This window comes from Lentzea alba, from assembly GCF_047445655.1.
GTDB classification, from domain to species: domain Bacteria; phylum Actinomycetota; class Actinomycetes; order Mycobacteriales; family Pseudonocardiaceae; genus Lentzea; species Lentzea alba_A.
In genome coordinates this window covers 75556-93604 of the sequence record NZ_JAJAEG010000001.1, presented here as the reverse complement: position 1 = coordinate 93604, position 18049 = coordinate 75556, and the positions used below count along the sequence as shown (strand labels likewise).

The following is an 18049-nucleotide window of genomic DNA, read 5'->3' as shown; positions in this document are numbered from 1 at the left end:
CTCACTTCGACGGATCTTCTGTTCGCTCTTTCCAGTACGCGAGGTTGTCGCGGGTGAGCACGGTGCTCGGATGGTCGGGTCCGAGGACGCGCGTCCGGTCGGCGAGAAGCTGCTCGTTAGCGGCCACTGCCCCGGCAGGGTCGCCGGAGCGGCCTTGCGCACTTGCGAGGTTGCTGCGGGTGACGAACGTGTCGGGATGGTCGGGTCCGAGGACGCGAGTTCGGTCTGCGAGCAGCTGTTCGTAGGCAGCGGTCGCGCCGGCGCGGTCGCCTGCGTCCATGCGTGCTGATGCGAGGCTGCCTCGGGTGACGAGTGGGTCGGGATGGTCGGGTCCGAGGACGCGAGTTCGGTCTGCGAGCAGCTGTTCGTAGGCAGCGGTCGCGCCGGCGCGGTCGCCTGCGTCCATGCGTGCTGATGCGAGGCTGCCTCGGGTGACGAGTGTGTCGGGATGGTCGGGTCCGAGGACGCGAGTTCGGTCTGCGAGCAGCTGTTCGTAGACGGCGATCGCGTCGGCGCGGTCGCCTGCGGTACGCCGGGCTGAAATGAGGTTGCTGCGGGTGAGGAGGGTGTCCGGGTGGTCGGGTCCGAGGACGCGGGTCCGGTCGGTGAGCAGTTGTTCGTAGGCGGCGATCGCGCCGGCGATGTCACCGGTCGCGGACCGTCGCCGGGCCAGGTTGTTGCGGGTGAGCAACGTGCTGGGGTGGTCGGGTCCGAGGATGCGGAGGTGATCGAGGAGAAGTTGTTCGTAGGCAGCCAACGCTCCGGCGTCGTCGCCAAGTTCACCCCTTTCGGACGCCAGGTTGTTGCGGGTGAGCAGAGTGTCTGGATGGTCAGGCCCGAGGATGCGGATCCGGTCGGCGAGCAGCTGTTCGTAGGCGGCCGCTGCCGCCGCGTGATCGCCCTGGTCGCCCTGTACGGACGCGAGGTTGCTGCGGGTGATCAGCGTGCTGCGGTGGTCGGGTCCGAGGATGCGGGTCCGGTCGGCGAGGAGCGCTTCGAAGGCGGCGATCGCTCCCTTCACGTCGCCCGCCTCGGCTCGCCAGTGCGCAAGGTTGTTCCGGATGAGCAGGGTGTCGTGGTGGTCGTCGCCCAGGAGCCGGATCGCGGTCTCGCTCAGAGCGTCGAGGTAGTCGATGGCTTCCGCCACCAGTCCCGTCGCGCCGCGGCTCCTTCCTGCCCGGAGCAGCACGGCGTGGCAGCGTGGCCGCCACAGCTCCTCGCGATCGACCTCGGCGAGTGCGTCGACGTTCGTGCGCAGGACCTGCCCCAGGACCGTGTCACGCTCGATGTCCGGCCACACCTCGTACAACGCCTCGGCGGCGGCGTACACCACGGAGCTCGTTCGGTCGTCCGGCCACGCGTCCCGGGTCGCGCGTTGTACGAGGGCGTGCACCCGGACCTCTCGTGACACCGAGTCGGTGTTCAGCGTGATCAGGTTCAGCCGGTGCAGGCAGCCGAGCCCGTCTCGTGCCTCGGACGCGTCGACCTCTCGCCCTGTCGCCGCGCGCACCATCTTCAGCGTGGCGGCCGCGGTGAACACGCTGACCGGCACCCCGTTGGAGTCCAGGACGCTGGCGAGCTCGAGCAACGGACGCGCGACACCCTCGGGTGCCAGCCGGTCGGCCTGTTCCACCGACAGGGACCAGGTCGCGGCGACCGTGGTCCGGTGTTCGTCGGGCAGGCCGTCGAGATCCGGCACCACCTGCGCCAGGCGGCGTTCGGCGAAGCGGGCCCGGTACTCAGCACATGACAGGTGCTTGTCGACCATGTAGGCGCCCGCCTGCGCCAACGCCACCGGCAGAAAGCCCAGATCTCGCACCAGCTCTTCGGCGCCGTCGAGCAACCTCGGCTGGTCGGCGAGCACGGTTCGCATGTACGCCAACGCTTCGGGCTCGTTGAACACACCCACCTCGACGAGCTGACGGCGGTGTCCTCTCAGCGCCGCGTCCCGGCGCCGGGTCGTGACCACGGTCTGGCCGGTCGTGGGTGGCCACAACCTCGCGAGATCGGCCGGGGTCTGCAGGTCGTCCAGCACCACGAGCCACGACTTGTTGGCCGCCAGCCATTCCAGCAGCGTGCGGGCGCCGTGCTCCGGGTCGAGGTTGGTCAGGCCGGTGAGCCTGGCCGCGGCGTCGGCGTAGCCGGAGACGATCGCTTCGCGCGAGGTCGCGGTCACCCACACCAGGAGCTGCACTTCGCCGTTCGCCCAGGCTCGTTCGGCGTGGTCGGCGGCCAGTTGGGTCTTGCCGACGCCGCCCATGCCGGACAGCACCGTGGCGGTGGCGGTGTCCGCGACCAGGACCGCCGTGTCGCCGCCGTCCAACGCTCTGGCCAGGTCGGCGCCGGGGCCGCGTTGCTGGAAGGAGGCCGCGCGCAGCGGGACCAGGCCGACCCGCAGTGGTAGCTGTGGGCCTTGAGGTGTCGCGTGGTGGTGATGGTGGCTGATGGAGCCGATCTGGACGACCTTGCCTGACACGTCGCCGTCGATCGAGTTGTCCACGGCGGGTGGGGGCAGGTGGTCGTCGTGCGGCATCGAACCATTATCAGTTCGTCGGTTGTGGTTGCTGGCGCGTGCAACGCCGAGATGCCCCGGACGGACTAGTGCACCACCTCCTGGTCGAGAGCGGTGCCGTAGCGGAGTATCAGCATGTCCGAGACGAAGCAGGCGACCTCGCCGCTCGCGGTGCGGCCGATCCAGGTCGGGTACGAGCCGTCGCCCCAGCCGGACGAGTAGGCGACCAGGGTTGTGCCGGACGTCGGTTCGGTGAGCACGGTCGAGTGCGTTTCCGCCACGGCTTCCAGGAGGTCGCGGTTCTCGTCCATGGCTTCGCTGATCATCTCCTCCAGGGCGCCGCACGCCGCGGCGTCGACGAAGCAGCCCATGCCGGCGTCTACGCCGAAGCCGTAGAACTGGTCGTCGCCCAGTAACAGGGTGTCCTGGCCGGGCTCCAGAGCCAGCTCCCACGACACCACCGTGTCGGGCGAGACGATCAGTTTTGCTGCCGCTACGCGTTCGTGGTTCGGGTGGTCGTCGAAGCGCAGCACCGACAGTTCCACGCGGTAGTCGCCGGGAGGGAGGGTGGTGGTGAACGGCGCGAGGTCGGCGTCCAGCCACGCCGGGTCGGAGGCGACCAGGCGGCCGGTCGGCAGGCGGACCGTGCCCGCTTCCACTACCTCGACCACCGCTGTCGTGTCCGGGAGCTGCCAGCGCAGGCCGGGCCGGAACGCGGAGTCCATGCCGTCCGGGCGCATCGGCACGGCGGGACGCCACGGTGGCTCGGCGGGCTGGTGGACCTCGTCCTGCTCCACCAGGTCGGCGTCGATCTCGGCGAACGCGGCCCAGTCGGAGAACTGGGGCACGTCGCGGAAGAAGGAGGTGGCGTCGACCTTGAGCGTCCGCTCGGTCGAGTAGCCGGCGTAGCCCTGCGGTGCCTCGTGCCGGCGGGAGGTGCCGTCCGGGCTGTTGCGGATCTCCAGAGAGCCCGACACCTTCTCGTCGAACTCGGGCTGCTCCGCGTCGGGGTAGGTCCACTCGTGGGAGCGGAGGAGGAACAGTCTTCCGTCCAGGACGCGGTATTCGGACTTCTTGGTGCGTCTGCCGTGTTCGTCGAGGTGCCACGTGCGGGCGAAGCGGGCGGCCCATGCGATCTCGCAGACGCGCACGACTCGGTCGACGTCGACGAGGCAGAACGCGTACTGCTCGCCGGTGCGGTCACGCTCCCGCGCGACCGCTACCGGCAAGCGGCCTGAGATCACCCGCCGTTCGGGGTCCCAGCCCTCGCAGTACACAACCCCCAGAGAATTCGTCATGCCCGGCACGTTACCGACGGGCACCGACAATTCTCGGCGGCCCTAGACGGCGGAGATGATCGAGGAACCGTAGGCGTCGCGCGTCTTGTCCTTCTCGTCGTGCATCAAGTACAACGCGAAGTTGTCGACGCCGATCTCCTTCAACTCCTGCAACCGCTCGATGTGCGCCGACTCCGGTCCCACCAGACAGAACCGGTCCACGATCGAATCCGGCACGAAATCGGTGGAGCGGTTCCCGGCCTTTCCGTGGTGGGAGTAGTCGTAGCCTTCGCGGTCCTTGATGTAGTCGGTCAGGGCTTTCGGAACGGCGCCCGAATCCCCGTACCGCGCGACGAGGTCCGCGACGTGGTTGCCGACCATTCCACCGAACCAGCGCAACTGTTCGCGCTGGTGCGCCAGATCCGTGCCGACATAAGCGGGTGCCGCCACGCACATAGTGATGGAAGAAGGATCCCGGCCGGCGGCGACCGCGGCTTCCCGGACCGAGCCGATCGTCCACCGGGCGATGTCGACGTCGGCGGTTTGGAGGATGAAGCCGTCGGCCTGTTCGCCGACCATCTTCAGGGCGCGCGGGCCGTAGGCGGCCATCCAGATTTCGAGCTTTCCGTTGCGCACCCACGGGATCTGGACGGGCGTGCCGTGGTGTTCGACCTCACGCCCCTCCGCCAGCTCCTTGATCACGTGCATGGCCTCACCCAGTGTGGCCAGGGACGCGGGCTTCTGGCCGATCACGCGGCGGGCCGAGTCGCCACGGCCGATGCCGCAGACCGTGCGGTTGCCGAACATGTCGTTCAGGGTGGCGAACAACGACGCCGTCACCGACCAGTCGCGAGTGGACGGGTTGGTGACCATCGGGCCGATGACCAGGTCGCGGGTGGCGGCCAGCACCTGGGAGTAGATGACGAACGGTTCCTGCCACAGCACGCAGGAGTCGAACGTCCAGCCGTAGCGGAAGCCGCAGTCCTCGGCCGCGCGGAGGCCTTCCACCACGTCCCGCGCCGGCGGGTCGGTCTGCAGCACTATGCCGAAGTCCACGGGTAACGCCCTTTCCTAGACCAGGTACTGGTTCAGATCACGGGACACGAAGCGGCCGTGGCCCGTCGAGCCGTGGTACGCGCCGTCGGCGATCACCTTGCGACCGCGGGAGAACACGGTGTCGACGCGACCCGTCAGCTCGAAGCCCTCGTAGGCCGAGTAGTCCACGGCCATGTGGTGGGTCTCCGCAGAGATCGTCTGCGTGGCGGACGGGTCGTAGATCACCACGTCGGCGTCGGCGCCGGGAGCGATCACGCCCTTGCGCGGGTACATGCCGAACATGCGGGCCGGGGTCGTGGCGGCGATCTCCACCCAGCGTTCGCGGGTGATCTCGCCCTTCACCACGCCCTGGTGCAGCAGGTCGACGCGGTGCTCGACGCCCGGCATGCCGTTGGGGATCTTGGAGAAGTCGCCCTGCCCCAGCTGTTTCTGGTCCTTGAAGCAGAACGGGCAGTGGTCGGTGCTCACGACCGAGAGGTCGTTCGTGCGCAACCCGCGCCACAGCGACGACTGGTGTTCCTTGGGGCGCAACGGAGGCGACGCCACGTACTTCGCGCCTTCGAAGCCCGGACGCGCCAGGTCCTCCAAAGAAAGATAGAGGTACTGCGGGCACGTCTCGGCGAACACGTTCTGGCCCGTGTCACGTGCGGCCGTCACCGCGTCAAGTGCTTGCGCGGCAGACAAGTGCACGATGTACAACGGAGAACCGGTGACCTTCGCCAGCTGGATGGCGCGCGAGGTGGCCTCGCCCTCCAGCTCCGGCGGGCGGGTCAGGCCGTGCTGCACCGGGTCGCCCAGGCCGTTGGCCAGCGCCTGCGCGACGAGCTGGTCGATCGCGATGCCGTTCTCGGCGTGCATCATGATCGTGGCGCCGGTCTCGCGGGCCTTCTGCATGGCGCGCAGGATCTCGCCGTCCGTCGCGTAGAAGACGCCGGGGTAGGCCATGAACATCTTGAAGCTGTTCACACCGGCCGCGATGCACGACTCCATCTCTTTCAGGGACGCGTCGTTCACGTCGGAGATGATCATGTGGAAGCCGTAGTCGACGGCGCAGTTGCCGTCGGCCTTGCTGTGCCACTTGTCCAGAGTGGACAGCAGAGACGAACCCTTGGGCTGCACGGCGAAGTCGACGATCGTGGTGGTGCCTCCCCACGCCGCCGCGGTCGTGCCGGTCTCGAACGTGTCCGCGGACTGGGTGCCGCCGAACGGCATCTCCATGTGGGTGTGCACGTCGATGCCGCCGGGGATGACGTACTTTCCCGCCGCGTCGATGACTTCGTCGGCCTGCACCTCGAACCCCGGCGTCACCAGGGCGGCGATGTGCTCGCCGTCGATCAGCACGTCGGCGGCGTGCGAGCCGGTCGCGTTGATGACCAGGCCGTTGCGGATCAACACGCTCATGGCGTCACCAGGCCCTCGTAGGTGTCGGGGCGGCGGTCGCGGTAGAACGCCCACGTGTCGCGGACCTCGGTCAGCAGGTCCAGGTCGAGGTCGCGCACCACGAGCTCTTCCTCGGTGTCGGACGCGGCATCACCGACGAGCTGGCCGCGCGGCGAGACGAAGTACGTCTGGCCGTAGAACTCGTTGTCGCCCAACGGTTCCACGCCGACGCGGTTGATCGCGCCGACGAAGTACTCGTTCGCGACGGCCGCGGCGGGCTGCTCCAGCCGCCACAGGTACTCCGACAGCGAGCGGGAAGTCGCCGACGGGTTGAACACGATCTTCGCGCCGGCCAGGCCGAGCGCGCGCCAGCCCTCCGGGAAGTGGCGTTCGTAGCAGATGTAGACCCCGATGCGGCCGACCGCGGTGTCGAACACGGGGTAACCGAGGTTTCCGGGCTTGAAGTAGAACTTCTCCCAGAAGCCCTTCACCTGCGGGATGTGGTTCTTGCGGTATTTGCCGAGATAGGTGCCGTCCGCGTCGATCACGGCCGCGGTGTTGTAGTACACGCCGGGCTGTTCCACCTCGTACATCGGCACGATCAGCACGATGTTGTTCTGCGCGGCCACTTCCTGCATCAGCCGCGTCGTCGGACCGTCTGGGATCTCCTCTGTGTAGGAGTAGTAGTCCGCGTCCTGCACCTGGCAGAAGTACGGGCCGTAGAACAGCTCCTGGAGGCACAGCACCTGCGCGCCCTGTGAGGCCGCGGCTCGGATGTGCTCGACCGCGTTCGCGATCATCGACTCCTTGTCGCCCGTCCACTTCTGCTGGACGAGCGCAGCTCGGATGATGTTGCTCACCTGGTCTTCTCCTGACTCGTGTTCGCTGTGTTGTCCCTGAGAGCGAGGAAAACCAGGAAACCGGCCGCGAAGCCGATGACCCAGTTGTAGTCGTAGAGCGGCTTGAGGAAAGGAATCAAGCCATCCGCCGGGAACGGTCCACCGTAGGCGCCACCGACCGCGAGCACGGAGCCCACGAGCGTCGCCACGACAGCACGCCAGTTCCAGCCGCCGTTGAACCAGTACGCGCCCCGTCCGTCGAGGTAGAGGTCGCCGAGTTCGAGGTGGGTCTTCTTGATCACCCAGTAGCCCGCGACGAACACACCGGCCACCGACGCCAGCAGACCGCCGTAGAACCCGAGCCACGCGAAGATGTAGATGTTCGGGTCGGAGATCAGCCGCCACGGCTGGATCAGGATGCCGACCACGCCGGTGATCAGGCCGCCGACCGCGAACGTGATGCGCTTCGGGAACGCGTTCGAGAAGTCGTAGGACGGGCTGACGACGTTCGCCGCGAGGTTCGCCGAGATCGTCGCCAGGACCAGCGACACGAGCGCGATGATCACCAGGATCGTGCTGTCGAAGCGGGACGCGAGGTCCGCCGGGTCCCAGATCGCCTCGCCGTACAACGCCTGCGCGCCGGACGTCGTCAGGATCGCGACGATCGCGATGAACGACATCGTGGTCGGCAGACCGAGGATCTGTCCGGTGACCTGCTTGCGCTGCGACCCGCCGAACCTGGTGAAGTCCGGCATGTTCAACGACAGCGTCGACCAGAACGCGATCATGCCCATCAGCGCGGGGAAGAAGAGCTTCCAGAAGTCCGGGCCCCAGCCGAGCTTGCTGCCGGTGTGCAGGATCGGCCCGAAGCCGCCCGCCTTCACCAGCACGTAGCCCAGCAGGATCAGGAACCCGACGCTGACCAGCGGCGCCGTCCAGTTCTCGAACCGCCGGATCGCCTCCATGCCGCGCCAGATGATCAGCATCTGCACGACCCAGAACCCGAAGAAGCACAACCACAACGTCCACGGCTGACCGCCCACTTCGGACGCTTTGGTCCACCCGTCACCGGCCAGCCGGCCGATGATCACGTGCAGCGCCTTGGCACCCACCCACGTCTGGATGCCGAACCAGGCACACGCGATGAACGCGCGCAGCAACGCCACCAGGTTCGCGCCGCGGATGCCGTAGAACGCGCGGGCGAACACCGGGAACGGGATGCCGTACTTCGTGCCGGCGTGGCTGTTGAGGAGCATCGGGATCAGCACGATCAGGTTGCCGAGGGTGATCGTGAGGAACGCCTGCACCCAGTCCATGCCCAGCGCGATCAGCGATGCGGCGAGCGTGTAGCTGGGGATGTTGTGCGCCATGCCCATCCACAGCGCGAAGAAGTTGTAGGTCGTCCACGTCCGCTGCTCGATCGGCACGGGCGCGAGCTCGGGGTTGAAGAACCTGCTGTCCTTGATGGGACCCACGTCGCTCAGTTCGACGCGGCCATCGGGTGTGACCTGGGGCGGCTGGGACTCAATCGCCATCGTTCAACCCCCTGTTACGCTGCTGAAACAACGCGAACGCGGTCGGTTCCATCGGAGAATCCTGGGTCCGGGCTCGCGGGTCTGGCAGTGTCAGAGTGTCCACGCTTGTCATGATCGGCGCACATTGTGTTCCGATCCGATGCGTTCGGGTGAGGCCGGAAGCGGCGTCAGGACCGGGGCACCTTCGGGCGCACCACCGCGGTACCGGCGCGCCGGTCGTGCCACGTGCGGGTGCCGCGCAGGTCCAGGGACTCCACGGCGGACAGCACGAGCAGCACCAGTCCGCCCACGAGCAGCAGCGACCCGAGCCAGCCCGCGGAGGGCACCGCCACGTGTTCGCCGATCACGACCCACGGCTGCTGCCAGCCCAGCCCCGCCATCAACGCCGGCTCGCGCCAACCCAGACCTGTCAGCACCAGGACCGCCCCCGCGCCGGGCATCGCGGTGGTGATCAGGGTCCGGGTCAGCACGCGTCGCCAGCCGAGGCCCGAGGCGGGGCCCACGACCCGCAGGCCGGTGAGGACCTTGCCCAGGGTGTTCAGGCGCAGCAGCAGTGCGTCGTACACGGCCGCACAGAGCACCACGAGCACGGGTTCGTGGACCAACGGCCACGCCACGACCAGCACGAGAAGCCAGTCGAGCAATCGGGCGGCCAGCCGACGAACGAGCATGATTCACGCTAAGCGGCTGAACTCCGGCATAAGTGGCCAGTTCATGGCCAGTTAGCGTCCGAACTCCGCGACCCAGCGGCCACCCTCGCGCCGCACAGAGCGCGCGGTCAGGCCGTCGACACCGAACGCCGAGATCTCGGACGGCGTCAACGGCCAAGGCGGGCCGTCGGGCACGGGTCCTTCGTCGCGGGCCACGGCGAGCACCAGCAACGTCGACCCGGTCAGCCAAGCCACCCGAGAGCTGGCCAGAGCGTGCAGGTCGACGGGCAGCGCCTGCACGGTCATGTTCTCCACGACCAGGTCGAAGGCGTGGTGCCACGAGGCGGGCGGGTCGAGCAGGTCGGCGACCACGTACGAGACCTTGGAATCGGGATAGCGGGCCTGGACGGCGGCGATGCCGGTGGGGGAGATGTCGAACGCGACCACGTCGAACCCGAGCGTGGCGAGGAACTCGGAGTCACGGCCGTAACCGCAGCCCACGACCAGCGCGCTGCGACCGGTGCCGTCCACGCCGGAGGCCCACTCGACGAGGTGCGGTTGCGGATGGGGCTGGTCCCACGGGACGGAAGCCGTGCCGGCGTCGGCCTCCGCGTAGAGATCCTCGAACCATCCGGTCGGGTTGGCGGCTTGCAGGCGGCGAGTGTCGTCATCGGCGGACATGACGAGAGTTCTACCGACCCACCGCCGGGCCCACCGAGGAATTTGCCGAAACGGCAACGTCACCGGGCGGCGCGCGCCTGACCGATGTAGTCGACCAGGCCGTCGTCGGCCGGCCACCCGATCTGAGTGCTGATCGAGGCCTTGTTCTCCTCCCACGAACGGGCGGCCGCGGCCTTGATCGCCGGGTCGTCGTTGTGGAACTTCGCGGCCAGCGCGTCCCACTGCCGCGCCAGCTCGACGACTCGCGGATCGGTGGCGGGCGTGCCGTCGGCCATGTGCCGGCGCAACGAACGCACCAGCTCCAGCCACGACGCCTTCAACGCCTCCACGGCCTCCGGGCCCAGGGAGGCGGCCCGCGTGCGCAGATCCGCCAGCTGGTCGGCGGTGAAGTAGCTCTCGTACAAGGACATCAACTCCAAAGTGGACAGAAGGGACCCGGTGGTGTGCCCGTCGAGCAGCGCGGCGATCCGCGACCGGAGCGTCTCCACCTGCCGGGCCTGCGCGGTCAGCGCGGCCAGCTGAGCCTCGAACAACGGCCGCAGCGAGTCCGATGAGGACAGCGCCGCTCGGACCTCCTCCAGCGAAAGTCCGAGCTGACGCAGCGACCTCACCTGATAGAGGCGGCGAACGTCGTCCGATGTGTACCGACGGTGACCGGATGTCGTCCGCTCGGAAGCGGTGACCAGTCCGATCTCGTCGTAGTGGTAGAGCGTGCGGACTGTCAGTCCGCTCGCTTTGGCCAGGTCACCGATGCTCCAACGGGTCACACGACGACCGTAGGACCTCCCGTCGCGTGAGGTTCAACCCCCTGATCACACGATCGAGCGGATAAATGTGCGAACCGTTTGAGCCGATGAAAACGAAGATCGGTCCCCAAACCAGATTGAGGAAAACTGTGTCTCGTTCCGGACTCTTCCGTGCTGCCGCCCTGTTGACCGTCGGTGCCGCCCCGCTGCTCGCGGGCTCGGCCAACGCGGTCGAGGCCCCGCAGCTGCCCAACGTCGGCGGCGCGGGCGAGATCGTCACCGACGCCACCCAGCACGTGAACCCGCTGGAGTCGGCGGGCGCGCTCAAGCTCGGCGAGGTCAAGGCGCCGGTTCTCGGCGACGTGGACGCCCCGGCGGCGCCGGTCGCGCAGGAGCGCACCGTGCCGAACCCGATCGCGTCCGAGCTCGGCACGCTGCCGGCCCTGCCGAACGCGGAGGCGCTGGCCGGCGACGCGAACGTCGGTGGCCTGAAGGCCCCGAGCCTGTCCGACCTGCCGACCAACGGCGTCGTGCCGAACCCGACCGTGCTGTCGGGCACCCTGCCGACGATCAACGGCTGAGTGACACGCTGAAAATGGGCCCGTGGTGAATCACGGGCCCATTTCGTGCACCAGGAGCGCGACGTACAGCGAGAGCACGGACTCCGGGTCCTCCAACGACACCCCGAGGACCTGCTCGATCCGCGCGAGCTGTTGGTAGTAGGCCGTGCGCGACAGGTGCGCGGCACCGGCGGCCGCCGACTTGTTGCCGCCGTTCTCGCACAGGCACCGCAGCAGTTCGACGAGCCGTGAGCCCTGCACGGAGTCCCGCGCGAGCAACGGCCCCAGCTCGCGGTCCGCGAACGCCCGCACCCGCTCGTCCTCGCGCAGCAGGTGCAGCAGCCCGCGCAGCCGCACGTCGTCCAACCGGTGGTAGAGCTGGGATCCCGGCGCCCGCAACGCCGCACCGGCCACGTGCGCGGCCTCGCCCAGCGACCGCCGAACGTCCGTTGTGGACGTGACCGTGGTCCCTACGGCGATCACGACGGTCGAGGCCGCCGTCCGGTGGATCTCGCGCGCGACCTTGCGCAGAACCCCTTCCACGCCAATGGTCAGCGGCACCGACAGCAGCGCTCGCACCGACGTGTCGTCCACGACGCCGACCAGCGCCGCGACCGTCACCCGCCGCCCTGCCAACGCCGTGGCCTCGGCCAGGTCGCGCAGAACCTCCTGCGTGGCAAGCGTTTGCCCGTGCAGCACGGACACCGGCCGGATCGCCACCCCGATCAGCTGACGACGTTCCAACGGCACGCCCAACGCCGCCGCCCGCGCCCCCAGATCAGGCGCCTGAGGGGACTGGCCGAGCAACTGAGCGAGCAGCGTCCGGTGCGTCTGCCGTTCCAACGACTCCCGATCGCGCGCCACGAGCCGATGCACGGCCAACGCCGACGCAGCCCGTTCCGCGACCACCACGTGCCGGTGCGGCGGCGGCTCCGGGGAGACCATGACCAGCCGGCCCCAGTCCGCACCCCGCGCGCCGACGATCGTGATCAGCCAGCCGGACTCCTGGTGGTACGCGGTCCGCTCGGTCACCGTGACCGCTCGCGACCGTGCCGCCCAGTCGTCCAGCAGCGTCACGGGGTCGTGCCCGGCCGCGTCGTAGGCGAGCACGTCGTGCCCGAGCGTCTCCAGCACCACCGGCAGCCCGGACGTCCGCGCCACCTCGCGCAGCACCTCGGCGGGTTCGGCCCCGGCGACCGTCAACGCCGTGAAGGTCTCGTGCACCTGCTCCGCGGCCCGCAGCTCGGCCAGCTGGGCGTCCACGATCAGCCCCACGACCGCCTCGGTCACGGCGACGTACTTCGTCTCCTCGGACAGCGTGACCAGCGGTAACCCGTGCCGCTCGGCCTCGGTGACCAGCGCGGCCGGCACGTCGTCGCGCCACCGCCGCCCCAGCTCGACGACGAGCCCGGCGCACCCGACCGCGGCCAGCTCCTCGACGTATCGGGCGAGTCCCAGCTCGGGCAGCATCACGCCGGTCGTGAGCACCAGCTCGCCGCCGCGCAGCAGCGGAGCGATGTCTGCGATCTCCGCCACATGCACCCATCGGACCCGGCGGCTGAGACCGGCCGAGCCGGCCACCAAACGCGGCTTTCCCTGCCGGATCACCGGGAGAGCGACGACTTCGGCCACGGTCGGGTACATGGACACAACGTAATGCCAACCAGCCGATCCGGGTACAGGTTGTGCATGGCGGCGCACCTTGAGCGCCAGCAGACTCCGAGGGTAGGAGAACCCTCTGGAGGACGTGATGGCCCACAAGGAGCTGCTCGCACGACACCGCACGGTGATGCCGAAGTGGCTGGCCCTCTACTACGACGAGCCCATCGAGATCGCGAGCGCCAGCGGGCGCCGGGTGACCGATTCCGAGGGCACGACCTACCTCGACTTCTTCGCGGGCATCCTGACCAACGCCATCGGCTACGACGTCGCCGAGATCAGCGACGCCATCCGCCGCCAGGTCGACACGGGCGTCCTGCACAGCAGCACGCTCTACCTGATCAAGTCGCAGGTCGAGTTGGCCGAGAAGATCGCCGAGCTGAGCGGCATCCCGGACGCCAAGGTCTTCTTCACCAACTCCGGCACCGAGGCCAACGAGACCGCGCTGATGCTCGCCACCACGGCGCGCCGCAGCGAGCAGGTCCTGGCCCTGCGCAACAGCTACCACGGCCGGGCGTTCGCCACTGTCGCCATCACGGGCAACCGCGGCTGGTCGGCCAGTGCGCTCTCGCCGATCAAGGTCAGCTGGGTGCACGGCGGCTACCGCTTCCGCAGCCCGTTCAAGGCGCTCGACGACAAGGACTACATCAAGGCCTGCGTCGACGACCTGCGCGAGATCATCGAGACCACGACCGCGGGCGACGTCGCGTGCATGATCGCCGAGCCGATCCAGGGCGTCGGCGGCTTCACGTCACCGCCTGACGGCCTGTTCCGGGCGTTCAAGGACGTCCTGGACGAGTACGGCATCCTGTTCATCTCCGACGAGGTGCAGACCGGCTGGGGCCGCACCGGCGAGCACTTCTGGGGCATCCAGGCGCACGACGTCGTGCCGGACGCGATGACGTTCGCCAAGGGCCTCGGCAACGGCCTCGCGATCGGTGGCGTGGTGGCGCGCGGCGACCTGATGGACACGATCAACGCCAACTCGATCTCCACGTTCGGCGGCAACCCGGTCTCCACCGCCGGCGCGCTGGCGACGTTGAACTACCTGCTCGACCACGACCTGCAGGCCAACGCGGCCAAGCTCGGTTCGCGGCTGCTCGGCGGCCTGCGCGAGCTCGCGGAGAAGCACCCGGTCATCGGTGACGTGCGCGGCAAGGGCCTGATGGTCGGCGTCGAGTTCGTCGGGCCCGAGGGCGAGCCCAACGGCGGCGCCGCGGCCACGGTGCTCAACGAGGCCAAGGCACGCGGGCTTCTGGTCGGCAAGGGCGGCCTCTACGGCAACGTGATCCGGCTGGCGCCGCCGATGACGCTGACCGAGGACGAGCTCGAAGAAGCACTGGGAATTCTCGCGCAGGCGGTGGAGAAGGCGTGATCAAGCACTGGATCAACGGCAAGAACTGGGAAGCGGCGCCTGAACGGTCCGGCGACGTCTACGACCCGTCGACCGGCAAGGTGGCGAACCAGGTCGCGTTCGCCGCGGTGTCTGAAGTGGACGCTGCGGTCAACGCGGCCGCGGAAGCGTTTGCGTCTTGGCGCAACGCCTCGCTGGCGCAGCGCTCGACGGTGATGTTCAAGTTCCGTGAGCTGCTCAACGACCGCAAGGGTGAGCTCGCGCAGATCGTCTCCGCGGAGCACGGCAAGGTGGTGTCGGACGCGGGCGGCGAGATCCAGCGGGCGCTGGAGTCCGTCGAGTACGCGTGCGGGATCCCGACGCTGCTCAAGGGCGGGTTCAGCGAGAACGCCTCGACGCGCGTCGACGTCTACTCGATCCAGCAGCCGGTGGGCGTGGTCGGCGTGATCTCGCCGTTCAACTTCCCGGCGATGGTGCCGCTGTGGTTCGTGCCGACGGCAATCGCTTGCGGCAACACGGTTGTGCTCAAGCCCTCGGAGAAGGACCCGTCTGCGTCGCTGTTCATCGCCGAACTGTTCGCCGAGGCCGGGCTGCCGGACGGCGTGCTGAACGTCGTGCACGGCGACAAGGTGGCCGTCGACCGGCTGCTCGAACATCCCGCGGTCAAGGCGATCTCGTTCGTCGGCTCCACGCCGATCGCGCGGTACGTCTACGAGACCGGTACGTCGCACGGCAAGCGCGTGCAGGCGTTGGGCGGCGCCAAGAACCACATGGTCGTCCTGCCCGACGCCGACCTCGACCTGGCCGCGGACGCCGCGGTGTCCGCCGGGTTCGGCTCGGCGGGGGAGCGGTGCATGGCCATCTCCGTGGTCGTGGCGGTGGGTTCCTCCGGCGACGAGCTGGTCTCCAAGATCAAGTCGCGGATCGCCGACGTGAAGGTCGGGTCCGGGCCGTCGTGCGAGATGGGGCCGCTGGTCACCGGCGTGCACCGGGACAAGGTGACGTCCTATTTGGACGCCGGCGTGCAGGCCGGTGCGTCGCTGGTCGTGGACGGCCGCGACCACCCGATCGACGGTGACGCGAGCGGGTTCTGGCTCGGGCCCACGCTGTTCGACCACGTCGGCACGGACATGTCGATCTACACCGACGAGATCTTCGGGCCGGTGCTGTCGGTGGTCCGCTGCGACACCTATGAAGAAGCCGTCGAGATGGTGAACACCAACCGGTACGGCAACGGCACCGCCATCTTCACCAACGACGGCGGCGCCGCGCGCCGGTTCCAGAACGAGATCGAGGTCGGCATGGTCGGCGTGAACGTGCCGATCCCCGTGCCGGTGGCCTACTACTCGTTCGGAGGGTGGAAGGAATCGCTGTTCGGCGACGCACACGCGTACGGGCCGCACGGCGTGCACTTCTTCACGCGCTCGAAGGTGATCACCTCCCGGTGGCTCGATCCGTCGCACGGTGGCGTGAACCTGGGTTTCCCGCAGAACACTTAACGGTGGTCGATCGCGTACTGGAGTGAACGGGAGTAGGCCTCGCTGGTCAGGGTCGCGCCGGACACGGTGTCGATGTCCGCGCTCTGCGCCAGCAAGGCCTCCTCCCGCAGGATCGGCAAGGCCATGCGGGTGGGCGCGCTGTCCGGCGCCTGCAGCACCCGCACGTCGGCGATGCGATCCCCGGCGAACACGACCTCCACCTGCACGGTGCCGCGTTTGGTGTTCACCGCCTCGCCCGCGATCGCGGCGCCGGACCCGGTGGCCACGATCGACGGCTCGAACTGCCACACGATGACGAACCCGCTGACGGACAACAACATCGCGGGAATCGCGCGGTGCATGACCCTCTCCTAACTCGCCAGGCTGAACCGTTCGGTGTGCACCTGCTGTGGCGGAACGTCGAGCTCCTTCAGCGATTCGAGAACCGCCCGCACCATCGGCGGCGGGCCGCACAGGAAGACGTCGCGGTCACGCGCGTCCGGGACCAGCGCGTCGAGGTTGCGCGGGCCGAGCAGCAGGCCGTTCGAGTTGGCCGCGTCGGGTGGGCCGCACAGCAGCCGCACCTCGGCGCCCCGCTGGTAGGCCACGTCGAGCAGCTCGTTGAGCAGCACCGCGTCTTCCAGCCGGTTGACCCGGTAGAGCATCACGACGTCGCCGTTCAGCTCCTCCAGGAGCGCCCGGATCGGTGTCACCCCGACTCCGCCCGCGATGAGCAGCACGCCCGGATGTCGTTGCCTTGAAGCGGTGAACGCGCCGTACGGGCCTTCCACGAACACTCGGGCGCCGACTTTGAGCTGTCTCAGCCCAGCGCTGCCGTCGCCGAGTGCCTTCGCGGTGAGCCGGAGGTAGAAACCGTTGGGCGCCACGGAGAGCGAGAACGGGTTGGCCTTCCACCACCGGCCCGGCACGAGGAACCGCCACAGGAAGAACTGGCCCGCTCGCACCGGCAACTCGTCGAGCCGTCTGCCGGTGACGTAGAGGGAGACCACGTCCTCGGACTCCGGTACGACCGCTTCCACCTTCAGCTGGTGTTTCCAGTTGCGCCACAACGGAACCAGCACGCGGAACCCGACGACGGCGCCGAGCGCGAGACCCCAGATCGTCCACCAGTAGAAGCGGGCGATCCCATCGTTGAACGACTGGCCGACCGCGATCTGGTGGCTGAACGCGAGCACCACCGCCATGTACGCGTACAGGTGCAGGAAGTGCCACGTCTCGTAGGCGAGCTTGCGCCGTGCCCACCGCGCCGACACCACGCCGACGCCGATGATCAGGACTAGCGCGGCGAAGGCCCGCAGCACGCCGGTGACGCCCAAGGCGAGGGTCCAGGGCGTCATCCGGTCGAGCAGCCCGGCGACGACGAACACGGCGTGGGCCACGAGCAGCCAGACCAGCGCGACACCGTTCCAGCGGTGCAGCGAGGTCAGCACGCCGGGGCCGAGCCTGCGGTCCAGCCACGGCACACGCGCGATCAGCAGCAGCTGGAAGACCAGCAGCAGCGCACCGTAGAGCCCGGTCAGCCGCCCCAGGCTCAGCAGCGCGTTCGCCGATGGCCCGGCGGTGACGTACAACCACGTCACCACCACGAGATTGCTGCCGAGCAGGGTCGCCAGAGCGATCACCGCTGCGTCTCGCGGTTCAGCAGGCGAGCGTAGGTCCAGCCGAGCACGGAGCCGTAGACGAGGTGGCCGACGAGCGACGCCACGAAGTTGAGCGGCGTGATCGGGAACAGCACCGTCGAGCCGTACGCGGACAACGCGATGGTGCCGATGAGACCGGACCAGATGAAAATGCCGTACCCGACTCCGGTGAGGGTCAGCCGCTTGCGCCAGTTCGTCAAAGCACACGCGAGACCGAAGATGATGCCCATTCCGCCGCCGTCGCCCAGCCACCGCCAGAAGTAACCGAGCAGCAGATTCTCACCTTCACCTCCGTAGATCCACGCGCCCATCTGCGGGATGAAATCCGGCCAGATGCCAGCGATGACGAAAGGAATCCGGACGGCGTCGTAAGCGGCGACTCCGAGCAACCCGCCGAGCAGCCCGCGGACGGCACCCGGTGTCTCCGGGACCCTGGCGATGATCATCACGGTCGCCGCGATCACGGCCGGGACCACGATGAACGGGGCCGCGTCCTCCATCTTGAGGAAGCCGAAGGCGTGTGCCGCGATCGCGAGCACGGGCGAGGCGCCGGCGACCACGAAGATCAGGTGGCGCAGCGCGGAATTGACGAGAGTTTGTGAAACCGGTTGAACGCGTGCGTGCAGCACTTCTCCAGCCTCCTACCCAGGACGTTCACGAT

Annotated in this window: 16 protein-coding genes; 3 read left to right on the top strand and 13 right to left on the bottom strand. The window is 68.5% G+C overall.

What is annotated here, in order from left to right:
• Window position 1: 1 nt before the first annotated feature.
• The 9 genes from LFM09_RS00445 to LFM09_RS00405 all read right to left on the bottom strand — a co-directional run bounded on the left by LFM09_RS00445 (window position 2) and on the right by LFM09_RS00405 (window position 10697).
• A complete protein-coding gene (locus tag LFM09_RS00445) occupies window positions 2-2533 on the bottom strand; it encodes a tetratricopeptide repeat protein (RefSeq protein WP_414094183.1) in 2532 nt (843 codons plus the stop codon).
• Between the two features lie 65 nt (window positions 2534-2598).
• Window positions 2599-3810 carry a DUF4241 domain-containing protein gene (locus LFM09_RS00440; protein ID WP_414094182.1) on the bottom strand — a complete coding sequence of 404 codons (1212 nt, stop codon included), beginning with the start codon at window positions 3808-3810 and terminating at the stop codon, window positions 2599-2601.
• A 42-nt stretch (window positions 3811-3852) separates the two neighbouring features.
• Window positions 3853-4845: a TIGR03842 family LLM class F420-dependent oxidoreductase gene (locus tag LFM09_RS00435; RefSeq protein ID WP_414094181.1), complete on the bottom strand. Its 993-nt coding sequence runs from the start codon at window positions 4843-4845 to the stop codon at window positions 3853-3855.
• Between the two features lie 15 nt (window positions 4846-4860).
• Complete coding sequence (gene hydA, locus LFM09_RS00430; RefSeq protein WP_414094180.1) at window positions 4861-6246, bottom strand: dihydropyrimidinase; 1386 nt, start codon at window positions 6244-6246, stop codon at window positions 4861-4863.
• Window positions 6243-7085, bottom strand: coding sequence for a nitrilase-related carbon-nitrogen hydrolase (locus LFM09_RS00425; RefSeq protein WP_414094179.1), 843 nt, complete (start codon window positions 7083-7085; stop codon window positions 6243-6245). Before LFM09_RS00425 ends, hydA begins: the two co-directional genes overlap by 4 nt.
• Window positions 7082-8599, bottom strand: a complete 1518-nt coding sequence (locus LFM09_RS00420) for an NCS1 family nucleobase:cation symporter-1 (RefSeq protein ID WP_414094178.1) — start codon at window positions 8597-8599, stop codon at window positions 7082-7084. Before LFM09_RS00420 ends, LFM09_RS00425 begins: the two co-directional genes overlap by 4 nt.
• A 167-nt stretch (window positions 8600-8766) precedes the next feature.
• On the bottom strand, window positions 8767-9270 hold the full coding sequence (locus tag LFM09_RS00415) for a hypothetical protein (protein WP_414094177.1): 504 nt from the start codon (window positions 9268-9270) through the stop codon (window positions 8767-8769).
• 51 nt (window positions 9271-9321) lie between these two features.
• Window positions 9322-9930 carry a class I SAM-dependent methyltransferase gene (locus LFM09_RS00410; protein ID WP_414094176.1) on the bottom strand — a complete coding sequence of 203 codons (609 nt, stop codon included), beginning with the start codon at window positions 9928-9930 and terminating at the stop codon, window positions 9322-9324.
• A gap of 59 nt (window positions 9931-9989) precedes the next feature.
• A complete protein-coding gene (locus LFM09_RS00405; RefSeq protein ID WP_414094175.1) occupies window positions 9990-10697 on the bottom strand; it encodes a MerR family transcriptional regulator in 708 nt (235 codons plus the stop codon).
• A 128-nt stretch (window positions 10698-10825) separates the two neighbouring features.
• Between LFM09_RS00405 and LFM09_RS00400 the strand changes: the two genes are divergently transcribed.
• On the top strand, window positions 10826-11257 hold the full coding sequence (locus LFM09_RS00400) for a hypothetical protein (RefSeq protein WP_414094174.1): 432 nt from the start codon (window positions 10826-10828) through the stop codon (window positions 11255-11257).
• 30 nt (window positions 11258-11287) lie between these two features.
• Here the strand turns inward: LFM09_RS00400 and LFM09_RS00395 are convergent, their stop codons facing one another.
• Window positions 11288-12880 (bottom strand): PucR family transcriptional regulator, encoded by a 1593-nt coding sequence (locus LFM09_RS00395; protein WP_414094173.1) that lies wholly within the window; start codon window positions 12878-12880, stop codon window positions 11288-11290.
• A gap of 106 nt (window positions 12881-12986) precedes the next feature.
• Between LFM09_RS00395 and LFM09_RS00390 the strand changes: the two genes are divergently transcribed.
• Both LFM09_RS00390 and LFM09_RS00385 read left to right on the top strand, forming a co-directional pair.
• A complete protein-coding gene (locus tag LFM09_RS00390; protein WP_414094172.1) occupies window positions 12987-14270 on the top strand; it encodes an aspartate aminotransferase family protein in 1284 nt (427 codons plus the stop codon).
• A complete protein-coding gene (locus tag LFM09_RS00385; protein ID WP_414094171.1) occupies window positions 14267-15748 on the top strand; it encodes a CoA-acylating methylmalonate-semialdehyde dehydrogenase in 1482 nt (493 codons plus the stop codon). The genes LFM09_RS00390 and LFM09_RS00385 overlap by 4 nt, the downstream gene beginning before the upstream one ends.
• Here the strand turns inward: LFM09_RS00385 and LFM09_RS00380 are convergent.
• Genes LFM09_RS00380 through LFM09_RS00370 form a run of 3 tightly spaced genes read right to left on the bottom strand, consistent with a single transcriptional unit; the run spans window position 15745 to window position 18017 of the window.
• The gene (locus tag LFM09_RS00380; protein WP_414094170.1) at window positions 15745-16089 is read right to left on the bottom strand and encodes an FMN-binding protein; all 345 of its coding nucleotides are present in this window, start codon (window positions 16087-16089) and stop codon (window positions 15745-15747) included. The genes LFM09_RS00385 and LFM09_RS00380 overlap by 4 nt on opposite strands.
• A gap of 9 nt (window positions 16090-16098) precedes the next feature.
• Window positions 16099-17370, bottom strand: coding sequence for a ferric reductase-like transmembrane domain-containing protein (locus LFM09_RS00375; RefSeq protein ID WP_414094169.1), 1272 nt, complete (start codon window positions 17368-17370; stop codon window positions 16099-16101).
• Window positions 17367-18017, bottom strand: a complete 651-nt coding sequence (locus tag LFM09_RS00370; protein ID WP_414094168.1) for a DUF6789 family protein — start codon at window positions 18015-18017, stop codon at window positions 17367-17369. Before LFM09_RS00370 ends, LFM09_RS00375 begins: the two co-directional genes overlap by 4 nt.
• Window positions 18018-18049: the final 32 nt, after the last annotated feature.

Bases quoted from the DNA above. Each gene is read 5' to 3' on its own strand.
- LFM09_RS00420 (WP_414094178.1), bottom strand. From the start codon at position 8,599: ATGGCGATTGAGTCCCAGCCGCCCCAGGTCACACCCGATGGCCGCGTC.
- LFM09_RS00380 (WP_414094170.1), bottom strand. From the start codon at position 16,089: ATGCACCGCGCGATTCCCGCGATGTTGTTGTCCGTCAGCGGGTTCGTC.
- LFM09_RS00395 (WP_414094173.1), bottom strand. From the start codon at position 12,880: ATGTACCCGACCGTGGCCGAAGTCGTCGCTCTCCCGGTGATCCGGCAG.
- LFM09_RS00410 (WP_414094176.1), bottom strand. From the start codon at position 9,930: ATGTCCGCCGATGACGACACTCGCCGCCTGCAAGCCGCCAACCCGACC.
- hydA (WP_414094180.1), bottom strand. From the start codon at position 6,246: ATGAGCGTGTTGATCCGCAACGGCCTGGTCATCAACGCGACCGGCTCG.
- LFM09_RS00390 (WP_414094172.1), top strand. From the start codon at position 12,987: ATGGCCCACAAGGAGCTGCTCGCACGACACCGCACGGTGATGCCGAAG.
- LFM09_RS00445 (WP_414094183.1), bottom strand. From the start codon at position 2,533: ATGCCGCACGACGACCACCTGCCCCCACCCGCCGTGGACAACTCGATC.
- LFM09_RS00415 (WP_414094177.1), bottom strand. From the start codon at position 9,270: ATGCTCGTTCGTCGGCTGGCCGCCCGATTGCTCGACTGGCTTCTCGTG.
- LFM09_RS00440 (WP_414094182.1), bottom strand. From the start codon at position 3,810: ATGACGAATTCTCTGGGGGTTGTGTACTGCGAGGGCTGGGACCCCGAA.